This is a genomic window from Mycobacterium sp. 1245805.9, from assembly GCF_001672915.1.
Taxonomy (GTDB): domain Bacteria; phylum Actinomycetota; class Actinomycetes; order Mycobacteriales; family Mycobacteriaceae; genus Mycobacterium.
Genome location: NZ_LZKR01000053.1, coordinates 25003 through 47159, shown reverse-complemented (window position 1 = coordinate 47159; position 22157 = coordinate 25003). Strand labels below are relative to the sequence as shown.

The window sequence follows — 22157 nt, the reverse complement described above, 5'->3', positions numbered from 1 at the left end:
GGCGCCGCCACCGCCGGTCGCGCTGCAGGTCGCCCCGGCGTTCCCCCCCCCCCCCCCCGCCCCCCCCCCCCCCCCCCCCCCCCCCCCCCCGCCCCCCCCGCCGGCCCCCCAGGACCCCCCCCCGGCCCCGCCCCCCCCCCCCCCCCCCCCCCCCCCCCCCCCCCCCCCCCCCCGGCCCCCCCCCCCCCCCCCCCCCCCCGCCCGCCCCGCCGGTGCCGCCGGTCCCGGTGATGACGGCAGTCGGCCCGCCGGCGCCGCCGCTGCCGGGGTGGCCCCACAACAGCCCGGCCGCCCCGCCGTTACCGCCGGTGCCGCCGTTGATGGCGGGGCCTGAGGGCGGCGCGCCGGATCCGCCGTTTCCGCCGTTGCCGATCAGCCAGCCGCCGGCCCCGCCGTTTTGCCCGGTCCCCGGCGCGCCGTTGGCGCCGTTGCCGATCAACGGGCGCCCCGTGAGCGTCAGGAAGGGTGTGTTGATGACACCCAGCACCTCTTGCTCGAGGACCTGCAGCGGGGAGGCGCTGGCGGCTTCGGTGGCCGCGTAAGCGCCCGCGCCCGCGGTCAACGAGCGGACGAACTGCTGATGAAACAGCGCCGCCAGGGCGCCCTGCTGCTGATAGGCCTGGGCGTGCGCCCCGAACAACCCCGCGATGGCCGCTGACACCTCGTCGGCGGCGGCGGCCTCGATCGCGGTGGTCAGGGGCGCCGCGGACAAATTCGCCGCACTGATCGAGGACCCGATTCCGGCCAAATCCGTTGCCGCGGCGGCCAACTCGTCGGGCACAGTGAGTAGATACGACATTTGGGCACCTCCACTTCACGTGGCCCCCCGCTCAGCCCCCGCCCAGCAGCAAACAGCCGCGATACAGCGAAAGCTAGCACTCCCCCGGGCCGCTGGCGCGGCATTCGCCGCACCGATCGCGATCGGCGGTACGCGGACCGCGGATCGGGTACCCGACACCCATGCGAGAAACCACCAGCGTCAACGAGATCCGCACCGCGATCCGCGAGCTCTCGGTCCGCGCCGAACTCGCGCACAAAGAAGGCAGGCACGAAGATGCCGCCGAAATCGAGCGACGCGTTGCCGGCTATCGGGAGGAGCTCAGTCGCCGCCCGTAGCCGGGCCACGGTTCACTGCGCCGAGCCTGCGCTCAGAGCGCCGAATTCGCTCATTCGGTAGCGCTGAGCGCAGTTTCGATGTGAGTGGCCGCGGCCTAGGCGCCGAGCCCGCTAGGCGCCGAGGCGGCGGAACGTGCTGCGGTGGAACACGATGGGCGCGACGTCGGCGTCGACCGTCACCTCGTTGACCCGCAGCACGACGATGGTGTGGTCGCCCGCCGGGATCAGCTGCTCGATCGCGCTCTCCAGCCACAGCCCGGTGCCCTTGATGAAGACGGCGCCGCTGGTACGCGACACCGTCTCCAGCCCGGCGAAGCGGTCCCCGGTCTTGGCGGCCAGGGCACGCGCGGCCTCGTCATGGACCTCGCCGAGCACGCTGATGCCCAGCATCGGTACGCCCTTGAGCTTGGGCCATGTCGTCGAGGTGTTCTGCACGCAGAACGACACCAGCGGCGGCTCGAGCGAGACGGGGACGAAGGTGCTGGCGGCCAAGCCTTCTCGGATCCCCTCGACTTCCGCGGCGATGGCCACCACGCCGGACGGAAAGTGGCCGAAGGCCTCACGAAGTGTGGACGGTGTCAGGTTCTTGTTCGAGTTCACCGCGGTCATTCGCCCCTTGCGCCGAGAACGGAATTCTCGTCCCCGACCCTACCTGCCGAATAACCGTGGGCTGAAGCCACATCCGGATGCGCCCGCAGCCTGCTCTTCCACGCGTTGCGGCCATAGACCGAGAAGATCGGGTCCGACGGGTCGTCCCTGGTGGCGGCGAGTGCGCTCAATTCCTCGGGCAGCTCCAGCACCGGGATCCGCGCGTCCAGTCGCGGGTTGAAGAAGTACGGCACCGAAATGCGCTCCTCGGCGGGGCCGCCCAGGTGCACCCGGTGCTCGGTGGCACGCAGGTAACCGCCCGTCGCCACCTCGAGCAGCTCGCCGATGTTGACGATGAATGCCCCGTCCACCGGCGGCACGTCGATCCAGCCGGGGTTGCCCCTGGCCGGTCGCACCTGCAGGCCGCGGCTGCCCGGCTCCGCCAGCAGCAGGGTCAGCACCCCGGCGTCGCGGTGCGCCCCCACGCCCTGGGGACTGGCCGCGCGGGCGGGGTAACGGATGATCTTGATCAGCGTCGCGGGCGCGTCGGCGAAGGCGGCGTCGAACGCATCCGGCGGGTTGCCCAGCGAGGCCGCCCAGTGGCGCAGCAGGGTGCGGGCCACCGCGGACAGCGCGGCATCCCACTCGGCGATGATCCCGGGCAGTTCGGGCAGCGCCTCCGGCCACTGGTTCGGGCCCTGCAGCCACAGGTAGTCCGGCCTGCCGGGGCCACCGATCGGGGGGCGTTCGGGTCCGAGGTCGATCTGCTCGCGCCAGTCCACCCGGCCCCGCGTCAGCTCGCCGCCCAGGCGGGTGTAGCCGCGGAAATGCGGGCTGCGCACCATCGCGATCGCGTCCTTGTCGGCCTCCGGCAGCTGGAACAACCGGCGCGCCGCGTCGAGCACCCGTGCGGCGAGGTCGTCGGGCACCTCGTGGCCGACCAGATAGAAGAACCCGACCTCGTGGGCGGCCTCGCGGAGGCCCTCCCGCAGGGCTTCCGGGGCGGCCCCAAGGTCCACCACGGGCAGCGCTGTGACGCGCCTCACGTCCGTCATGGCTACATCATCTCCGCAGGTAGGGCGCGAAAAGAAGGACTGCCCAACCGGTTGGTTAGTTAGACGGTGGAATCTAGCTCACACTCGCTTGCGTCGCCGACAATAACGGCTATATTTTAGGGCAGTTACTGGTGGGTAACTTAGACCTAGTACCCAACCACAAGTGGCATTCTCAACGAGGAGGAACGTAGTGAGCCACTACAAGAGCAACGTCCGTGACCAGGTATTCAACCTGTTCGAAGTCTTCGGCGTTGACAAAGCATTGGGCCAGGGCGAGTACAGCGACCTCGACGTCGACACCGCCCAGGAAATGCTGTCCGAGATCAGCCGCCTGGCCGAGGGACCGGTCGCGGAGTCGTTCGTCGAGGGCGACCGCAACCCGCCGGTTTTCGACCCCGAGACCCATTCGGTGACGCTGCCGGAGTCCTTCAAGGAGTCCGTCCGCGCCGTCACCGAGGCTGGCTGGGACAAGGCCGGCATCGACGAGGCGCTCGGCGGCATGCCGATGCCCAAGGCGCTGCTGTGGGCGCTGCACGAGCACATCCTGGGCGCCAACCCCGCCGTGTGGATGTACGGCGGCGGCGCCGGGTTCGCCAATATCCTGTACCACCTCGGCACCGAGGAGCAGAAGAAGTGGGCCGTGCTGGCCGCCGAGCGCGGCTGGGGCTCGACCATGGTGCTGACCGAGCCGGACGCCGGTTCGGACGTGGGCGCCGGGCGCACCAAGGCGGTCCAGCAGGAGGACGGCTCCTGGCACATCGACGGTGTGAAGCGCTTCATCACCTCGGGTGACTCCGGCGACCTGTTCGAGAACATCTTCCACCTGGTGCTGGCCCGCCCCGAGGGCGCCGGCCCGGGCACCAAGGGGTTGTCGCTGTTCTTCGTGCCCAAGTTCCTGTTCGACTTCGAGACCGGCGAGCTGGGCGAGCGCAACGGCGTGTTCGTCACCAACGTCGAGCACAAGATGGGCCTCAAGGTCTCGGCGACCTGTGAGCTCTCGCTCGGCCAGCACGGCGTGCCCGCCAAGGGCTGGCTGGTCGGCGAGGTGCACAACGGCATCGCGCAGATGTTCGAGGTCATCGAGCAGGCCCGCATGATGGTCGGCACCAAGGCGATCGCCACCCTGTCCACCGGCTATCTGAACGCGTTGGAGTACGCCAAGTCCCGGGTGCAGGGTGCCGACATGACCCAGATGACCGACAAGACCGCGCCGCGGGTGACCATCACGCACCACCCCGACGTGCGCCGCTCGCTGATGACCCAGAAGGCCTACGCCGAGGGTCTGCGCGCGCTGTACCTGTTCACCGCGACCTACCAGGACGCGGCGGTCGCCGAGGCGCTGCACGGTGTGGACGCCGAGCTGGCGGTCAAGGTCAACGACCTGATGCTGCCGGTGGTCAAGGGTGTGGGCTCCGAGCAGGCGTACGCCAAGCTCACCGAGAGCCTGCAGACCTTCGGTGGGTCCGGCTTCCTGCAGGACTACCCGATCGAGCAGTACATCCGTGACGCCAAGATCGACTCGCTCTACGAGGGCACCACGGCCATCCAGGCGCAGGACTTCTTCTTCCGCAAGATCGTCCGCGACAAGGGTGTGGCCCTGGCCCACGTGTCGGGGGAGATCCAGAAGTTCGTCGACAGCGAGTCGGGCAACGGCCGGCTCAAGACCGAGCGCGAGCTGCTCGGCAAGGCGCTGACCGACGTGCAGGCCATGGCGGCCACCCTGACCGGCTACCTGATGGCCGCGCAGGAGGACGTCACCAGCCTCTACAAGGTGGGCCTGGGTTCGGTGCGCTTCCTGATGAGCGTCGGCGACCTGGTCATCGGCTGGTTGCTGCAGCGTCAGGCCGCGGTCGCGGTGGCGGCGCTGGACGCCGGCGCCAGCGGCGCCGAGCGGTCCTTCTACGAGGGCAAGATCGCGGTGGCATCGTTCTTCGCGAAGAACTTCCTGCCCCTGCTGGCCAGCACCCGCGAGGTCATCGAGACGCTGGACAACGAGATCATGGAGCTCGACGAGGCTGCGTTCTAGGCCTGAGTCTCTGCGAAAACCCCGCTTCCGGCCGGAGGCGGGGTTTTTGTTTGCAAGCAAAAAAGACCGCCGCTGGATCCCCTCACTCCAGCGGCGGCCCTTTTCGCCCCCCCGTCGCTGACCGGCGGTCGATTAGGGGACGCCCCGTATTGCCGTCGGGGTCGGGGGGTCAGACCACAACACGGGGCTATCCGGACGGTGGGATACCCAGGTGCCCGGGTTCGTAACCGACTGTGACCGATTTCATTCCTGCCCGATGTTTGAGGCGGGCGGTCAGACCTCCAGGATCGCGGCCACGCCCTGGCCACCGGCGGCGCAGATGGAGACCAGCGCCCGAAGGGTGCCCCCGCCCTTCTGCTCGGCTTTCTTCTCGGCCAGCTGCTTGGCGGCCTGCGCCAGGATCCGCCCGCCGGTGGCCGCGAAGGGATGGCCGGCGGCCAACGACGACCCGTTGACGTTGAGCTTGGATCGATCGATGGACCCGAGCGCGGCGTCGAGCCCCAGCCGCTCCTTGCAGTACTCCTCGGATTCCCACGCCTGCAGGTGCGCCAGCACCACCGACGCGAACGCCTCGTGGATCTCGTAGAAATCGAAGTCCTGCAGGCTAAGTCCGTTTCGCGCCAGCAGGCGGGGCACCGCGTACGTCGGCGCCATCAGCAGCCCGTCGCGCCCGTTGACGTAGTCCACGGCGGCGGTCTCGGCGTCCACCAGGTAGGCCAGCGGCGTCAACGAGTGGGCGGCCGCCCATTCCTCGCTGGCCAGCAGCGCGACCGATGCGCCGTCGGTCAGCGGGGTGGAATTGCCGGCCGTCATCGTCGCGTCGCCGTTCTTCACCCCGAAGACGGGGCGCAGGGTCGCCAGCTTTTCGGTGCTGGCGTTGGCCCGCAGGTTGTCGTCCCGGTACAGGCCCAGGAACGGCGTGACGAGGTCGTCGAAGAAGCCCCGGTCGTAGGCGGCGGCCATGTTGCGGTGGCTGGCGACGGCCAGCGCGTCCTGATCGACGCGTTTGATGCCCATCTGCTTGGCGGTGATGGCGGCGTGCTCGCCCATCGACAGGCCGGTGCGCGGCTCGCTGTTGGCCGGAATCTCGATCCCCAGCGTGGCGGGCAGCGTGCCCACCAGCTTGAGCCGTTGCAGGTTCGACTTGGACCTGCGCAGCTTGAGCAGCTGGCGGCGCAGGTTGTCGCCCAGGCCGATCGGCGGGTCGGAGGTGGTGTCCACCCCACCGGCCGCGGCCACCTCGTAGCGGCCGGAGGCGACGCCGTCGGCCGCGGCGATCGCGGCCTGCAGCCCCGTCCCGCACGCCTGCTGGACGTCGAACGCGGGCGTGTACGACGACAGCTCGGAGCCCAGCACGCATTCGCGGGTCAGGTTGAAGTCGCGGCTGTGCTTGAGCACGGCGCCGCCGACGACGACGCCCAGCCGCTCGCCGGCCAGCCCGAACCGGTCCACCAGCCCGTCCAGGGCCGCGGTGAACATGTCCTGGTTGGAGGCGTCGGCGTACGCGCCGTCCGATCGCGCGAACGGGATCCGATTGCCGCCCAGTACCGCGACTGGTCGCCTGGTCTTAGAACTCGCTGGGGCCACTTTTCTCTCCGTGCATCTCCGGGTACATCACTTTTGAACCGGCCGTTGTTCGCCATAGTACCCACTGTTCTTACTCTGAAGTAAGTTCGTCTGGATACGGTTGGCGGATGACCCGCCCGAACGAACCCGAATGAAGATGGAAGGTAGCTCAGTGGCTCCCAAAGGCTCGTCCGATCTGTTCTCGCAGGTGGTCAACTCCGGCCCCGGATCGTTTCTGGCTAAGCAACTCGGCATCCCGCAGCCCGAGACGCTGCGCCGGTACCGGCCCGGCGAACCGCCGCTGGCGGGGTCGCTGCTGATCGGCGGGGAGGGCAGGGTGGTCGAGCCGCTGCGCGCCGCCCTGGACTCCGACTACGACGTGGTGGGCGCCAACCTGGGCGGCCGCTGGGCCGACAAGTTCGCCGGGCTGGTGTTCGACGCCACCGGGATCACGACGCCGGCCGGGCTGAAGGGCCTCTACGAGTTCTTCACCCCCGTCCTGCGCAACCTGGGCCACAACGCGCGCGTCGTGGTCGTCGGCACCACGCCCGACGCCGCCGCCGGCACCGACGAGCGCATCGCGCAGCGCGCGCTGGAGGGCTTCACCCGCTCGCTGGGCAAGGAGCTGCGCAACGGGTCCACCGCGCAGCTGGTGTACCTGTCGCCACACGCGAAACCCGCCGCCACCGGCCTGGAATCCACGATGCGGTTCATCCTGTCCGGCAAGTCCGCCTACGTCGACGGCCAGGTCTTCTACGTCGGCGAGGCCGACTCCACCCCGCCGGCCGACTGGGAACGGCCGCTGGACGGCAAGGTGGCCATCGTGACCGGTGCCGCCCGCGGCATCGGCGCCTGCATCGCCGAGGTGTTCGCCCGCGACGGCGCCCGCGTCGTCGCCATCGACGTGGAGTCGGCCGCCGAGGCCCTGGCCGAGACCGCCAGCCGGGTCGGGGGCACCCCGTTGTGGCTGGACGTCACCGCCGACGACGCCGTCGACAAGATCACCGAGCACCTGAACGACCACTACGCCGGGCACGCCGACGTCCTGGTCAACAACGCCGGCATCACCCGCGACAAGCTGCTGGTGAACATGGACGAAGCGCGCTGGGACGCCGTGCTCGCGGTCAATCTGCTTGCCCCGCAACGGCTCACCGAGGGCCTGGTCGGCAACGGCAGCATCGGCGCGGGGGGCCGGGTGATCGGCCTGTCGTCGATGGCCGGCATCGCGGGCAACCGCGGGCAGACCAACTACGCCACCACCAAGGCCGGCATGATCGGCCTGACCCAGGCGCTGGCGCCGGGACTCTACGAGAAGGGCATCACGATCAACGCGGTCGCGCCGGGATTCATCGAAACCCAGATGACCGCCGCCATCCCGCTGGCCACCCGCGAGGTCGGCCGCCGGATGAACTCGCTGCTGCAGGGCGGGCAGCCAGTCGACGTCGCCGAGACGATCGCCTACTTCGCCAGCCCGGCGTCAAACGCGGTGACCGGCAACGTCATTCGCGTCTGCGGCCAGGCGATGTTGGGGGCATGATGAACCAGCCCAGCGGTTTGCGAAACATGCTGCGCGCCGCGGCCGGGGCGCTGCCCCTGCTGCCCCGCTCCGACCAGCTGCCCAGCCGCACGGTGACCGTCGAGGAACTGCCCATCGACCAGGCGAACGTGGCCGAGTACGCGGACGTCACCGGCCTGCGCTACGACAACCACGTGCCGCTGACCTACCCGTTCGCGTTGACCTTTCCCGCCATGATGTCACTGGTCACCGGCTTCGACTTTCCTTTTGCCGCAATGGGATCGGTGCACACCGAGAACCGCATCACGCAGTACCGCCCGATCGCGGTGACCGACACAGTCGGCGTGCGCGTGCACGCCGAGAACCTGCGCGAACACCGCAAGGGCCTGCTGGTGGACCTGGTCACCGACGTCAGCGTCGGTAACGACCTCGCGTGGCACCAGGTGACCACCTTCCTGCACCAGCAGCGCACCAGCCTGTCCGACGAACCCAAACCGCCGCCGCAGAAGCAGCCGAAACTGCCCCCGCCGAGCACCGTGCTGCGCGTCAGCCCCGGCCAGATCCGCCGCTACGCCGCCGGCGGCGGCGACCACAACCCCATCCACACCAACCCCATCGCGGCCAAGCTGTTCGGGTTCCCGAGCGTCATCGCGCACGGGATGTTCAGCGCCGCAGCGGTTCTGGCCAACATCGAGGCCCGAATTCCCGACGAGGCGCAGTACTCGGTGCGGTTCGGCAAGCCACTGGTGCTGCCCGGCACCGCGGGGCTGTACATCGACCAGGGCGACGACGGCGGCTGGGACCTTTCGCTGCGCAACATCGCGAAGGGATACCCCTACCTGACCGGCAGCGTCCGCGCGCTCTAGCCCGTTCGGGCCGGCCTGCGGCCGACCGCGAGGACCTTCAATCCGTATGCGCCGCAGGCGGTCAGCAGGAACACCCCGAACAGCCACAGCGGCGGGTGGGCCAGCTCCCAGACGAAGATCGCCGCCCAGATCGGCGAGCCCTGGGTCACCGCGAGCACCCCGGCCGCCCCGGCCAGCGAGACCGCCGGCGTGTGCAGGTGGGTCCCGGCGGCCCAATTGACGGCGAGCACCAGGGCCGATCCCGCGGCCGCGCCGGTGGCCAGCGAGGGCGTCAGCATTCCGCCCGCTCCGCCGGCGCGCAGGAACAGCGCCGTCAGCAGCGGTTTCAGCACCAGGATGACCAGGGCCGCCGACAGGGTCATGCGGCTGGCGAGGCTGACGGTCAGGATGCTGCGGCCGTTGCCGGGCAGCTCCGGCCACCAGTGCGAGCAGATGCCCATCACCAGGCCGGCGCCGGCCAGCGCCGGGATCAGCGCCCACGATCGCATCACCCGGGCCGGCCGCGCCGCCGCCATCAGCCACTTGAACGCCAGCCCCACGGCCAGGGTGACCGGCGCCAGGATAAGCCCGTGTGCGGTCAGCAGATACGACGATTCGGCGCTGGGCCAGGCCAGGCTCGGCTGATCGTGGGTTTCGGCCGAGCAGATCGCGACGGCCAGGCTGGACGTGAGGAACGCCGCGCCGACCGCGCGCGGGTGCCAGGTGTTGAGCATGATCCGCACGGCGAACAGCGCGCCGGCCAACGGGACGGCGTAGACGGCGCCCAGGCCCGCCCCGGCCGCGCAGGCCAACAGGACCTCGCGGTCGTGGCTGGACAGCCGCCTCAGCCACGCGGTGGCGAAATCGCCTAGGGCCGCGGCGAATTGGCGTGGCGCGCCCTCGCGGCCCAGGGAGGCGCCGGAGCCGACCAGCAGCACCTGCAGCACGGCGTCGACGCTCCACGCCAGCCGCGGGATCGGCTCGCGGCGCGCGATGGTCTGGGCCAGCGGCGGCACCGGGGTGCGGCGCCGCAGGATCCACCAGCCCAGCCCCGCCAGCGCGCCGCCGATCACCGGCCCCAGCGCCCGGCGGACCGGGCTGCTGCCGGTGATCCCGGTGAGCAGCGTGCCGAAACTGTAGTGGTAGGTGACGTGCTCGACGAACCGCAGCACCTCCGTCGTCGCCAGCCCGGCGACGCCGGCCAGCAACCCGACGATGACTACGGCGCAAAAGAAGTCGAGGTTGCGGCGGGGCGCCGCCGATGAGGCCACCCCACGAATGTAGGGCTAGCTAGCCCGCCGCGGCGGCTTCCCGGTCCTCTGGCGTGCCCCGCAGGCCGTGCCAGAACAGGTCGATCATCAGCTCGGCCGCCTCGTCGACGCCGATGTCGCCGGTGGACAGCCGGTTGGCCATGGCCTCGCCGCCGCCGACCAGCGCCACCGCCATCATCTGATACTCGGCGTCCGAGCGCGGGGTGCGGCTGCCCGCCCGCATCAGCTCGGCCACCAATTCGATGATCTGCTCGCGTCCCTCGCGCACGGTGTGCGCGAACGCCTGCGAGCTGATGGCCTGGGTGTACATCACGATCCAGGACGCGCGGTTGGCGTCGATGTAGCGCATGAACGACCCGATGGCGTTGCGCAGCAGGTCCTTTGGGCTTTGGTCGAAGTTGATGTCGGCGCGCACCGCGTCGACGAACCGGCCCAGCTCGCGGTCCAGGCAGGCGCCGAACAGGTCCTCCTTGGAGCCGTAGTACAGGTACAGCATCGGCTTGGAGATCTGCGCCTCGGCGGCGATCGCGTCCATCGACGTCTCGTGATAGCCGTTGACGGAGAACATCTGCACGGCGGCGTCGAGCATCTGCTGTTCGCGCACAGCGCGCGGTAATCGCTTGGTACCACCCGCCATCGCTGTGCCCTTTCACGCCCCTCAGGGCCCGCCAATCTGACTACAGGGTAACGAGGATGCGGCGCATTAGTGGGTACATGTTCGATTGACGCCCTTCATCGTCGCCACCCGCACCAGCGACGCGTCGACCGCCGGCATCGGCAGCTCGCCCGCGGCCACCGCCTTTTCCAGCCGGTCCAGGACGGCGGGCGCCTCTTCGATGCTGACCCACAGCGCGATGTCGGTGCCCGCCTGCAGCGCGCGCAGCACCGCCTCGGACACGCCGTACCGGTCGGAGATCGCGGCCATGCTGGACAGGTCGTCGCTGAACACCGGGCCGTTGAAGGGCGGGGCGCCGTAGCCGGTGCCGTCGCGCAGCAATTGCACCGCGGCCCGGCTCAGGCTGGCGGGGTCGTCGCCGGTCAGCCCGGGGACTTGCAGGTGGCCGATCATGACCGCGACCGGGAGCTGGGTCACCAGCGTCCGATAGGGCACGAGGTCGCTGGTCTGTAGGTCGCTCAGCGGCGGCGTGACGACGCCGCCCTTGTGCGAATCGCCCGAGCCGTGTCCGTGGCCGGGGAAGTGCTTGAGCACCGGCAGCAGCCCGGCGTCGCGCAGGCCCTGCGCGTAGGCCCCGGCGTAGGCGGTGACGGTGTTCGGGTCCGCGCCGAACGAGCGGTCACCGATCACGCCGTCCGGGGCATCGGTGACGTCCACCACCGGGGCGAAGTCGACGGTGATGCCCAGGTCGCGCATCTTCTTGCCGCGCTCCACTTCGAGGTCGTGGACCTGCTGGGGCGTCTGGGTCTGCGCCAGGTGCCGGGGCGACGGGGCCACCCCGATCAGCGACTTCAGCCGCGAGACCCGGCCGCCTTCCTCGTCGACGCCGACCGCGAGCGGGAGGGGCCCCGCGTTGTGGGCGACCTCGGCGAGCCCGCCCTTGAAAATCGAGAGGTCCGTCCAGCCGCCGATGATGATCCCGCCGACGTGGGACTCGTTGACGACGGTTCGGGCTTCGTCGGCGTTCCGCACGCCCACCATCAGCAGTTGCGCCAGCTTGTCGCGGGTCGACAGCGCGGCCGGGACGGCCGTCGGATCGGCGCACACGGGGGGCGCGGGGGCGGCGGCCGGCTTGCTGGACGAGGCCGACGGGGGACGCGCGCCGTGGTGGCCGCAGCCGGCGACCATCGCGGCTGCGACGACGAGCGCGGCCAGGGTGCGGGGGAAGGGCATCGGGCCATGTTGTCACGGCGGGCGTTTCGTCCGGGCCGCCAGGGGGCGCCGGCGGTAGGTTGACAACGAGCTTTTGACTGGCAGGGAGGGGAGCCAGCGATGGCCGGGTTTTCGCGGGCGGCGGCGGCAAGCATCGCGGCAGGGCTGATGATCGGCGCCGCGGCGACCGTCGGCGTCACTCTCGAGGTCGAAGACCACAAGGCGATGCCGGCGCAGACCGCACCGCAGCACCCCGCCGGGCCGTACCTGGTGAGTTACGGCTCCCGCTGTTGGCGTGGTCACTGCATTCCGTGGCCGTGACTTCGCCGGCCCGGCCGGCGAGCGCCGTTCTGCTAGGTTGGCGCTAGTCCCCGAGAAACTCCAGGAGCCGTTTCATGAACCGGATCATCGCGCCCGCCGCCGCGAGCGTCGTGGTTGGTCTGTTGCTGGGCGCGGCCGCGATCTTCGGGATCACCTTGATGGTGCAGCAGGACACGAAGCCGCCACTCCCCGGGGGCGATCCGCAGTCGTCAGTGCTCAACCGGGTCGAGTACGGCAACCGTAGCTAGCCGCGCCGCAGGGCCGACGCTGGGCGAGCCGGCGGCGCCGGCCCCAGCCGCGCCGCTCTCCCGCCGGTGGTTGCTGTTGGTGGGCGCCGTCGCGCTGGCGCTGACGTTCGCGCAGTCGCCCGGGCAGGTCTCCCCCGACACCAAGCTCGACCTCACCGCCAACCCGCTGCGCTTCCTGGCCCGCGCGACCAACCTGTGGAACAGCGAGCTGCCGTTCGGCCAGGCGCAGAACCAGGCCTACGGCTACCTGTTTCCGCACGGCACCTTCTTTCTGGTGGGCCACGCGCTCGGGGTGCCGGGCTGGGTGACCCAGCGGCTGTGGTGGGCGCTGCTGCTCACGGTCGGGTTCTGGGGGCTGCTGCGGGTGGCCGAGGCGCTGGGCATCGGCAGCCCGACGTCGCGGCTGATCGGCGCGGCGGCGTTCGCGCTGTCGCCGCGGGTGTTGACCACGCTGGGCTCGATCTCGTCGGAGACGTTGCCGATGATGCTGGCGCCGTGGGTACTGTTGCCGACGATCCTGGCCCTGCGGGCGGCCGGCGACCGGTCGGTGCGGGCGTTGGCCTTGCAGGCCGGGCTGGCGGTCGCGCTGATGGGCGCGGTCAACGCCATCGCGACGCTGGCCGGTTGCCTGCCCGCGGTGATCTGGTGGGCGTGCCACCGGCCGAACCGGTTGTGGTGGCGCTACACGGCGTGGTGGGCGCTCGCCCTGTTGTTGGCCACGCTGTGGTGGGTGGTGGCGCTGGTCTGCCTGCGCCACGTCAGCCCCCCGTTCCTGGACTTCATCGAATCCTCCGGCGTGACGACGCAGTGGTCGTCGCTGACCGAAATCCTGCGCGGCACCGACAGCTGGACCCCCTTCGTGGCGCCGACAGCCACCGCGGGTGCGCCCCTGGTCACCGGGTCGGCGGCCGTGCTGGCCACCTGCCTGGTCGCGGCGGCCGGGCTGGCCGGGCTGGCGAGCCCGGGGATGCCGGCGCGGGGGCGGCTGGTGACGATGCTGCTGGTCGCCGTGGTCTTGATGGCCGTCGGCTACAGCGGCGGGCTGGGGTCGCCGTTCGCCCACGAGGTGCAGTCGTTCATGGACGCGGCCGGCGCGCCACTGCGCAACGTGCACAAGCTGGGGCCGGTGATCCGCATCCCGGTGGCGCTGGGCGTCGCGCAGCTGCTGGGCCGGGTGGCGCTGCCGGGCAGCGCGCCGCGCGCGGCGTGGCTGCGCGCCTTCGCGCACCCCGAGCGCGACAAGCGGACCGCCGTGGCGGCCGTGGTCCTGACCGCGCTGATGGTCAGCACCTCGCTGGCGTGGACCGGGCGGCTCGCCCCGCCGGGCACCTTCGGGGCGATCCCGGCCTACTGGCATCAGGCGGCCGCCTGGCTCGACGAACACAACGCTTCTGGCACACCGGTTTCCGGGCGGGTGCTGGTGGTCCCGGGGACGCCGTTCGCCACCCAGTCGTGGGGGACCACCCACGACGAGCCGCTGCAGGTGCTCGGCAGCAGCCCGTGGGGGGTGCGCGACTCCATTCCGTTGACCCCGCCGCAGACCATCCGGGCGCTGGATTCGGTGCAACGCCTGTTCGCCGCCGGGCAGCCCTCGGTCGGCCTGGCCGATACCCTTGCCCGGCAAGGCATTTCGTACGTCGTGCTGCGCAACGACCTGGATCCGGAGACGTCGCGCTCGGCGCGCCCCATCCTGGTGCACCGCGCCGTCGAGGGCTCGCCGGGGCTGCAGAAGGTGGCGCAGTTCGGCGCTCCCGTCGGGCCCGGCACGCTGGCGGGCTTCGTCGCCGACGGCGGCCTGCGGCCGCGCTACCCGGCGGTCGAGATCTTCCGGGTGGCCGTTGCCGGTGATCCCGGCGCGCCCTACTTCGTCGACGCCGACCAGTTGGCCCGGGTCGCCGGCGGGCCGGAGGTGCTGCTGCGCCTGGACGAGCGGCGACGGCTGCTGGGCCAGCCGCCGCTGGGCCCGGTGCTGATGGGCGCCGACGCCCGCGCCGCCGGCCTGCCCGCGCCCCTCGTGACGGTCACCGACACGCCGGTGGCCCGCGAGACCGACTACGGCCGCGTCGACCAGCACTCGTCGGCCGTCCGGGCGGCCGGTGACGCCCGGCACACCTTCAATCGCGTGCCCGACTATCCGGTCCCGGGCGCCGACCCGGTGTTCGGGGCCTGGAACAGCGGCCGCATCACCGTGTCGAGCTCGTCGTCCGACTCCACCGCCATGCCCGACGTTGCACCGGCGACCTCGCCCGCCGCGGCGATCGACGGCGACTCGGGCACCGCGTGGGTGTCCAACGCGCTGCAGGCCGCCGTCGGGCAGTGGCTGCGGGTGGACTTCGACCACCCGGTGACCAACGGGGCGCTCACCATCACGCCGAGCGCCACCGCCGTCGGCGCCCAGGTCCGCCGCGTCCTGATCGAGACGGCCAACGGCAGCACCACGCTGCGGTTCGACGAGCCCGGCAAGCCGCTCGCGGTGGCGCTGCCGTACGGCGAAACGCCGTGGGTGCAGGTCACCGCCGCCGGCACCGACGACGGCTCCCCCGGCGTGCAGTTCGGCATCACCGACCTGTCCATCACCCAGTACGACGCGTCCGGGTTCGCGCACCCGGTCAGCCTGCGGCACACCGTGCGGGTGCCCGGGCCGCCGCCGGGCGCGGCCGTGGCGGCGTGGGACCTGGGATCGGAACTGCTCGGCCGGCCAGGCTGCGCGGCGGCGCCCGGCGGCGTGCGCTGCGCAGCGTCGATGGCGCTGGCTCCCGAAGAGCCGGTCAACTTCAGCCGCACCCTGACCGTCGCGGAACCGGTGTCGGTGACGCCGACGCTGTGGGTGCGGCCACGGCAAGGGCCCAAGCTGGCCGACCTGGTCGCCGAGCCGAATACCACTCGGGCCCAGGGCGATTCGGACGTGGTGGACATCCTGGGGTCCGCGTTCGCGGCGACCGACGGCGACCCCGCCACCGCGTGGACCGCGCCGCAGCGGGTGGTGCAGCACAGGTCCCCGCCGACGCTGACCCTCACCCTGCCGCGGGCCACCGAGGTCACCGGGCTGCGCGTGGCGCCAAGCTCGTCGACGCTGCCGGCGCACCCGACGCTGGTGGCCGTCAACCTGGGTGACGGTCCGCAGGTCCGCGAGCTCAAACCGGGTGAGCCGCAAACACTTTCGCTCACGCCGCGGGTGACCGACACCGTCGGCATCAGCCTGCTCGACTGGAAAGACGTGATCGACCGCAACGCCCTGGGCTTCGACCAGCTCAAGCCGCCGGGCCTGGCCGAGGTCGCGGCGCTGGGCGCCGACGGCAACCCGATCGCGCCCGCCGACGCCGCCCGCAACCGGTCGCGGGAGATCACCGTCGGCTGCGATCAGGGGCCGGTCATCGCGGTCGCGGGCCGGTTCGTGCACACCTCGATCCGCACCACCGCCGGCGCGTTGCTGGACGGCGCACCGGTCGCGGCGCAGCCCTGCGAAACCGCGCCAATCGCGCTGCCGACCGGTCAGCAGGAGCTGTTGATCAGCCCCGGCGCCCAGTTCGTCGTGGACGGGGCCCGGCTGTCGACCCCGGCCGCCGCCGAAATACCCAGCGCCACATTAGTTCCCGCTCACACTGGGGCGTGGGGTCCGAGCCGCCGCGAGGTGCGGGCCCCCGCTTCGCCCACCGAGCGGCTGCTGGTGATCCCAGAGAGCATCAACCCCGGCTGGGTGGCGCGCACCGCCGCCGGGGCGCGGTTGACGCCGGTCGCGGTCAACGGGTGGCAGCAGGGCTGGGTGGTGCCGGCGGGGGATCCCGGAACCATCACGCTGAGCTTCGCCTCCAATTCGCTGTACCGAACCGGCCTGGCGGTGGGGCTGGCGCTGCTGCCGCTGCTGGCCGCTCTCGCCTTCTGGCGCACCCGGCGCGGGCGCAGCGACGACCCGCCCGCCCGGCCGTGGGCGCCGGGGACCTGGGCGGCGGTCGGTGTGCTGGCCGCCGGGACGGCGATCGCAGGCGCGGCCGGGTTGGCCGTCGCCGGTCTTGCGCTGGGTCTGCGATATGCCGTGCGGCGCCGCCGCTGGGGCAGCGCCCTGACCGTGGCGCTGAGCGCGAGCGGGCTGATCCTGGCCGGGGCGGCGCTGTCGCGGCATCCGTGGCGCTCGGTCGACGGTTACGCCGGGCACGCGGCGAACGTGCAACTGCTGGCGCTGATTTCGCTGGCGGTGTTGGCCTCGTCGGTGGTGGCGATGCCGGGCCGGGAGCCGCGGCCGCGCGACGAATGACTTTCGGCCGTTGGCTAGCGGTTTTGCTCCTGCTTGACTGGTAATACGTGACGACCATGGGTTGGTTCTCGGCACCCGAATACTGGCTGGGCCGGATGGTCCTGCAGCGGGGCGTCGCGGCCATCTACCTGATCGCGTTCCTCACGGCGGCGCTGCAATTCCGCGCGCTCATCGGCGCGCACGGCATGCTGCCGGTGCCGCGCTTTTTGGCCAGGCAGACGTTTTGGCGCGCGCCCAGCCTTTTCCACCTGCGCTATTCCGATCGGCTGTTCGCGGGGGTGGCCTGGCTGGGCGCGGCGCTGGCGGCGGCCGTCGTCGCCGGAGCGGCCGACCTGGCGCCGGTGTGGGCCGCGATGCTGGCGTGGCTGGCGCTGTGGGTGCTCTACCTGTCGATCGTCAACGTCGGCCAGACCTGGTACGGGTTCGGCTGGGAGTCGTTGCTGCTGGAGGCGGGGTTTCTGATGATCTTCCTCGGCAACGACCGGGTGGCGCCGCCGGTGCTGACGCTGTGGATGGCGCGGCTGCTGCTGTTTCGGGTCGAGTTCGGCGCCGGGCTGATCAAGATGCGCGGCGACCCGTGCTGGCGCGACCTGACGTGCCTGTACTACCACCACGAGACCCAGCCGATGCCGGGACCGTTGAGCTGGTTCTTCCACCACCTGCCCCGGCCGCTGCACCGCGTCGAGGTCGCCGGCAACCATTTCGCCCAGCTGATCGTGCCGTTCGGGTTGTTCGCGCCGCAGCCGGTGGCCAGCGTGGCCGGCGCGATCGTCCTCGTCACCCAGCTTTGGCTGGTGGCGTCGGGCAACTTCGCGTGGCTCAACTGGGTGACGATCATGTTGGCGTTCAGCGCTGTTGACGACTCCGCTTTCAGGGTGCTGTTTTCCGTGCCCGCGCACCCCGCCTGGCCGGCTCCGCCGCTGTGGTTCGCCGGCCTGGTGATCGCGTTCGCCGGCGCCGTGCTGTTCTTGACCTACTGGCCGGTGCGCAACATGCTGTCCTCGCGCCAGCGAATGAATATGTCCTTCAACCCCTTTCACCTGGTGAACACTTATGGCGCGTTCGGCAGCATCGGCCGGGTGCGACGCGAGGTGGTGATCGAAGGCACCGACGAGGAGGGGCCCACCCAGCACACGGCGTGGAAGGAGTACGAATTCAAGGGCAAACCTGGGGCCGTGGGCCGGCTGCCCCGCCAGTGGGCGCCGTACCACCTGCGCCTGGACTGGCTGATGTGGTTCGCCGCCATCTCGCCGGGTTACGCCCAGCCGTGGCTGAAGCCGTTCATGGAGCGGCTGCTGCGCAACGACCGGCCGACGCTGCGCCTGTTGCGGCGCAACCCCTTCCCGGACTCGCCGCCGCGGTACGTGCGCGCGCGGCTCTACGAGTACCGGTTCACGACGTTCGCCGAGCTGCGCCAAGATCGGGCGTGGTGGCATCGCGAGCTGGTGGGCACCTATGTCCGGCCCATGACGCTCGGAAAAGCGAAGTCCCCCTGGGGAGCTTAGCGACTTCAGAAGGGCGGTGGTTCGTCGTCGCCGTCGGCGGGTGGGGCGGGCAGGGTGTAGCTCCAGGCCTCGGTCCGGCGGGCGGTGCGGGCGTCGCGGTTGTGGCGGCGTTCGGTGGCGACCCGGTAGGCGCGGTCTTGGGCGCGGGTGCGCCGGCGTTTGGGCATCATCGCGGTCCGCTCGGCGCAGTAGTCGACGGGCGGTGGGTCGGCTTCCGGGGTGGGCATGCCGCCCACCGAATAACACAAGCTGGGGAACAGCAGCGCGCTGCCCGGGGTCGTTACGTAGGTTTGGCCCGCCGGGGAGGTCAGGATCAGGGTGCCATCGGCGAGTTGCTTTTCGGTCCAGCCCATAAACGTCTTGATCAAATGGTGGCACCGATTATGGAAAGTGCCGTCTAGAGACTCGCTCGTCCATCCACGTCAGAAGGGTGCTCAGGCCTCAAAACCCATTGCCATTCTTCTGTGAGTTATCTCATAGGCAGTCCGACCCTGTCGCGGACATGCTTCCCAGGGCGAATAGGTAGCCACACGCATACCCCAAGGCGTGGCATCGGTGTGGTCGACACCTGTGAATGGTTCCCACGCCGCAAAGGGAAAGGCATCCAGAAACTATGGACGCTCCCATGTGGTTCGCCATTACCGTCATCGCGGTACTGATGGTTGCCGGATACGTCGTTCACCGCACCGGCTCTACCCGGGGCCTGGTGGACATCGGCAAAATGGTTGCGGAGATCATCCGCGCCTTCATGGCCTGACGATGACCGCGGGTCTTTGGTGCCGCCTGCCAGGGCGGTCACCACCGGTAGCCGAAGCCCGGCGGGGCTAGTCCGCATCGCGGCGATTCGCCCAGTAATTCAGGGACACCGGAATCGTTCGGCGCCATTACGAGGCTTCCCTGGTGGCGTCGATGACCTCGCGGAGCACATCGAGCATCTCGACCTTCTCCACGGGGATCACGATCGGGGCGCCCTCGAACACGTCCCCGTAGCCCTGGGCCGTCGCCGTGTAGGTGACCGTCACATCGCTCATCTCGCGCTCGGGGTCGACCATGAGGACGATCTCGTCGCCGTATTCATCGCTGCGCCATTCAGGGTGTGGGCGCAACTGACGCAGGGTGATCGTGACTTGCAGGTCTCCGTCGTCGTCGTGCCGCCACTCGATCGGGTAGTCGGCGGGAGGAGCCAATCGGGGCACTGGCAAGGGGTAGTACATCGGGTTCCTGTCCGGCTCGTAGCTCGGGTCCTGCACCTTGAGCAGTTCGAAGTCGTCGCGATCCGCCCAGGCGACCCCTCGCGCGTCGTGGAAGGTCAGAATGACCTGCACGTCGTTCAGGAAGCTCTTCGCCAGATTCTTAATTCGGAACCGAAGCCCGGCCCAGGCGATGCCAGCCAGGTAGTCCATGCAGGACGGCCATCGAGCTGCCAGGGCCGCCCGATACTCCGCGACCTCGGTGGCGATCTGCTCCTCGGTCAGCGGCTCCGGTGGCGGCGGCGGCTCGCTCATGCCGGGGATCTTTGGCAGGAATTTCGTTGGCCCGTACTGGCTTGCGATGGAATCGAAGATCCCGCTGTCGGCGAGCACGTTGCGCATCCCGAGAGCAGCGTCCCATGGCCTCGCGGCAGCTTCCCGTTCTCGCTTCTCCCGTTCTGCGCGAACGCGTGCGTGCCCGGCGTCGGACCGCTTTCGGATCCGGTCTTCCTCGATGGACACGTAGCGCTCGAACACTTCGGCGTCATCATCGAAGGCATGGGCGGTGCCGACCACCGACGCGTCGATGAGCATCGGTGGCGGGCCGGCGACAATGTCGAGGAACTCTTCGCGGGTCTGCGCGTACTCCGGCTTGTTGAGCATCTCAGTGACCCGTAGCAGGTGGAAGATATCGACTTTCAATTCTGGGTCCAGTTGTTCCCAGGCCTCGCGAGCCGCCAGGGTGATCTCCTGGTTGGTGACGAACGCGATGCCAACGGCACCACGCTGTTTCGCGCCCTTGATGTCCTTCTCAAGCTTCCGCTTGATCGTGGCGGGGGTTTTTTGGCCCACGGGAAAGTAGGCGGCCATCACCCAGATTTCGCCATCCCGCTCACATTTGGCATCCCCGCCGCCGTCGGGGCCTCCATGCGGATGGGCCGGATCAATGCGCGTGTAGCCATCGGCGTCGATCACTTGCCATGCGAGCATCTCGGACTTCGCCTGGCCGCCGGTCCAATCACGCAATCGGTGCCAGGTCTCGTCATACCGATTCCTTCGAACAACAGACACATTTCCTTCGATCCCGGATGCGGTCGAATCGCCCGACTCGCCGTCGGGCTCCTTCTGCGGAGCCTGAGTGTCTGGTGCTACCGTCAACCTTGCATCGACCAAATGCGATTGACGTGAACCCCGACTGGCGGGCCGAACCCCCGGTCGGGGTTTCGTCACATCACAGACCAAACGCTACCGCCGCCCGCAGACGATGCCCGGTAAGCAACGGCCGCCATTCTCGGCGTGTCGCCGCCTAGTCTCGATGGAATGCAACACCGGCCCCAACAGCAACTTGGGCACCATACTTGGTCAGCGCTACGCTCGCACGAAAGGTTTTGGCCGGGTCCGGCGGGGAACTGATGTGAGCACGCGGCGGTGGCCAGGCAAGTCACTGGGGTATGCCTCCTTGGCGTTGGTCATCGGCCCCAATGAGCCCGCCTCGCAACAGCCCATGCGCGGGCACCAGCGTGCCGTAGAGGGCAACGCTGGGGGTTTGGGGCGCGGGTCACGCCACGCCACCGTCGGTCGATGCGTCTGCTGCTCGGCAGCATGATGGTCCCGATTGGGGTTAGCCGGCGCCACCAATGAGCTGCGAGTCAGCAACGTCCATGTCGCGCTTGGGGGGGTGAATTTCGCACCGGCGGCAGATGTCGCGATCTTCGTCACCGATGACGGCTGTTTGTTGTTTGCATTTCCGGCAATTGATCCAGCGCACAGGTGGCAATTCGCACGGGTCAGGCGTTACCTCCGACGCCGGATCAACTAACGGCCGGGTAGCGATGCATTCGCGCGGCTCCTCCGCCGGTTGCGGCGGATTGACCTTGATGCCGGGATTGAATGCCCCGTCGTGCCCGGTCAGATCGCGAAAGACGCGAAGGCCTTCAGCCTCAACTATGAGCGGGTGTCCCCGCAAGGTTTGGTGAAAGACATAGAACCCTTCGGCGGTCCCGACGAGGGCATCGTCGAGGGTGACGCCGATGACGAGTTCGTAGTCCGGATGCCAGTCATAGCAGAAGCCACCGGGCTTATTTAGGCAATGATCGAATGGGCCGGTAGGTGTACATGCCCCAGCGACTATCCGCCGGATGCTAGGGGTCGCGACGGTCATGGCTTTGGGAAGTGTTTCTTCCCAGTCGATCCCGCCACTGTTGGAGCGAGTGGTCGGTCGCAGGGTCGGCACCTTGTCCTCCCATGGGGCGTATGTATTGGGAAGCCACAGCGGCGTCGCACCTGCGCGATGCGATAACGTCGTGCGTCGCTTAGCTTCCCGTACCGTCAGCGGCGACACCTGGATCTCAACGCCATAGGTCTGCGGCCCTTGAACAAGAAGATCAAGGCGGGTACGACCGGCAACGTATTCGGGTGTTGCAGTGTGCCCAGCGGTTTCGACGGCGCGGGCGCTGTACTCCCTCATCCGCTGATGGGTGACACTCTCGGGTTGAACCCGCATGCTGCAGGAGGGATCACCCTCGCCGGGATAATGGGCTACCCACAGTTGATTACCGCGGACCTTCAAATACATGCGACCACCGTGCGGCTTGACACATCGCAACGGCATACGACGGCCGTTCCGATATGACCGGCGATCCTCGTACAGCCTCCATAAAGCGGCCATCTGTGCGGGGCTGACGGCTGAAAGGTCGATCTCCTCGTCGCCGAAGCGAACGAAACTGCTCATTGGCGCGGAGGGTCCTCCTTGGTGTCTCGTGGGCGCAATTGCTGAAAGTCTACCGTTGCCCCCCGACATAACCCCCGTGCCGAGATTTGCTGGACGGCG

17 protein-coding genes and 2 pseudogenes are annotated in these 22157 nt (G+C 69.7%); 9 read left to right on the top strand and 10 right to left on the bottom strand.

Features of this window, described 5'->3' with window-relative positions; genetic code table 11:
• Positions 1–799 (bottom strand): annotated as a pseudogene (locus tag A9X00_RS32335) (PE family protein); the annotation flags it as partial.
• Positions 800–960: 161 nt separating this feature from the next.
• Between A9X00_RS32335 and A9X00_RS31230 the strand changes: the two are divergent.
• On the top strand, positions 961–1116 hold the full coding sequence (locus A9X00_RS31230) for a hypothetical protein (RefSeq protein ID WP_197515104.1): 156 nt from the start codon (positions 961–963) through the stop codon (positions 1114–1116).
• A 111-nt stretch (positions 1117–1227) separates the two neighbouring features.
• Here A9X00_RS31230 and A9X00_RS08475 read toward each other — a convergent pair whose 3' ends face one another.
• Both A9X00_RS08475 and A9X00_RS08470 read right to left on the bottom strand, forming a co-directional pair.
• Entirely contained in the window at positions 1228–1716 is a 489-nt protein-coding gene (locus A9X00_RS08475; RefSeq protein ID WP_067151861.1) for a flavin reductase family protein, read from the bottom strand.
• A gap of 5 nt (positions 1717–1721) precedes the next feature.
• Entirely contained in the window at positions 1722–2759 is a 1038-nt protein-coding gene (locus A9X00_RS08470) for an isopenicillin N synthase family oxygenase (RefSeq protein ID WP_067151855.1), read from the bottom strand.
• Positions 2760–2949: 190 nt separating this feature from the next.
• Here A9X00_RS08470 and A9X00_RS08465 point away from each other — a divergent pair, with 190 nt between their 5' ends.
• Positions 2950–4785 carry an acyl-CoA dehydrogenase gene (locus tag A9X00_RS08465; protein ID WP_067151852.1) on the top strand — a complete coding sequence of 612 codons (1836 nt, stop codon included), beginning with the start codon at positions 2950–2952 and terminating at the stop codon, positions 4783–4785.
• A 273-nt stretch (positions 4786–5058) separates the two neighbouring features.
• Here A9X00_RS08465 and A9X00_RS08460 read toward each other — a convergent pair whose 3' ends face one another.
• Positions 5059–6372 (bottom strand): acetyl-CoA C-acetyltransferase, encoded by a 1314-nt coding sequence (locus tag A9X00_RS08460; RefSeq protein WP_067151849.1) that lies wholly within the window; start codon positions 6370–6372, stop codon positions 5059–5061.
• A 151-nt stretch (positions 6373–6523) separates the two neighbouring features.
• On the opposite strand from A9X00_RS08460, the gene A9X00_RS08455 reads away from it, so the two are divergent.
• Positions 6524–7888, top strand: a complete 1365-nt coding sequence (locus A9X00_RS08455) for a 3-oxoacyl-ACP reductase (protein WP_067151831.1) — start codon at positions 6524–6526, stop codon at positions 7886–7888.
• Entirely contained in the window at positions 7888–8733 is an 846-nt protein-coding gene (locus tag A9X00_RS08450) for a MaoC/PaaZ C-terminal domain-containing protein (RefSeq protein WP_067151828.1), read from the top strand. Before A9X00_RS08455 ends, A9X00_RS08450 begins: the two co-directional genes overlap by 1 nt.
• Here the strand turns inward: A9X00_RS08450 and A9X00_RS08445 are convergent.
• The 3 genes from A9X00_RS08445 to A9X00_RS08435 all read right to left on the bottom strand — a co-directional run bounded on the left by A9X00_RS08445 (position 8730) and on the right by A9X00_RS08435 (position 11832).
• Positions 8730–9983, bottom strand: a complete 1254-nt coding sequence (locus tag A9X00_RS08445; RefSeq protein WP_067151825.1) for a chloride channel protein — start codon at positions 9981–9983, stop codon at positions 8730–8732. The genes A9X00_RS08450 and A9X00_RS08445 overlap by 4 nt on opposite strands.
• A 19-nt stretch (positions 9984–10002) precedes the next feature.
• Complete coding sequence (locus tag A9X00_RS08440) at positions 10003–10620, bottom strand: TetR/AcrR family transcriptional regulator (RefSeq protein WP_067151822.1); 618 nt, start codon at positions 10618–10620, stop codon at positions 10003–10005.
• Positions 10621–10686: 66 nt separating this feature from the next.
• Positions 10687–11832 (bottom strand): glycoside hydrolase family 3 N-terminal domain-containing protein, encoded by a 1146-nt coding sequence (locus A9X00_RS08435; protein WP_067151819.1) that lies wholly within the window; start codon positions 11830–11832, stop codon positions 10687–10689.
• Positions 11833–11931: 99 nt separating this feature from the next.
• Between A9X00_RS08435 and A9X00_RS08430 the strand changes: the two genes are divergently transcribed.
• The 4 genes from A9X00_RS08430 to A9X00_RS08415 all read left to right on the top strand — a co-directional run bounded on the left by A9X00_RS08430 (position 11932) and on the right by A9X00_RS08415 (position 18137).
• Complete coding sequence (locus A9X00_RS08430; RefSeq protein WP_067151816.1) at positions 11932–12132, top strand: DUF2613 family protein; 201 nt, start codon at positions 11932–11934, stop codon at positions 12130–12132.
• Positions 12133–12206: 74 nt separating this feature from the next.
• On the top strand, positions 12207–12380 hold the full coding sequence (locus A9X00_RS08425; protein ID WP_065443914.1) for a DUF2613 domain-containing protein: 174 nt from the start codon (positions 12207–12209) through the stop codon (positions 12378–12380).
• Positions 12381–12399: 19 nt separating this feature from the next.
• Positions 12400–16632, top strand: a complete 4233-nt coding sequence (locus tag A9X00_RS08420; protein WP_156771996.1) for an alpha-(1->3)-arabinofuranosyltransferase — start codon at positions 12400–12402, stop codon at positions 16630–16632.
• A gap of 56 nt (positions 16633–16688) precedes the next feature.
• Complete coding sequence (locus tag A9X00_RS08415; protein ID WP_067151810.1) at positions 16689–18137, top strand: lipase maturation factor family protein; 1449 nt, start codon at positions 16689–16691, stop codon at positions 18135–18137.
• Positions 18138–18142: 5 nt separating this feature from the next.
• On the opposite strand, the pseudogene A9X00_RS08410 reads toward A9X00_RS08415, so the two are convergent.
• Positions 18143–18517: pseudogene (locus A9X00_RS08410) on the bottom strand (hypothetical protein); the annotation flags it as partial.
• A 245-nt stretch (positions 18518–18762) separates the two neighbouring features.
• On the opposite strand from A9X00_RS08410, the gene A9X00_RS32330 reads away from it, so the two are divergent.
• On the top strand, positions 18763–18894 hold the full coding sequence (locus A9X00_RS32330; RefSeq protein ID WP_255363060.1) for a hypothetical protein: 132 nt from the start codon (positions 18763–18765) through the stop codon (positions 18892–18894).
• A gap of 127 nt (positions 18895–19021) precedes the next feature.
• On the opposite strand, the gene A9X00_RS08405 is transcribed toward A9X00_RS32330, so the two are convergent.
• The gene (locus A9X00_RS08405) at positions 19022–20485 is read right to left on the bottom strand and encodes a hypothetical protein (protein WP_156771995.1); all 1464 of its coding nucleotides are present in this window, start codon (positions 20483–20485) and stop codon (positions 19022–19024) included.
• 463 nt (positions 20486–20948) lie between these two features.
• A complete protein-coding gene (locus tag A9X00_RS30650; RefSeq protein WP_156771994.1) occupies positions 20949–22058 on the bottom strand; it encodes a hypothetical protein in 1110 nt (369 codons plus the stop codon).
• Between the last annotated feature and the right edge of the window lie 99 nt (positions 22059–22157).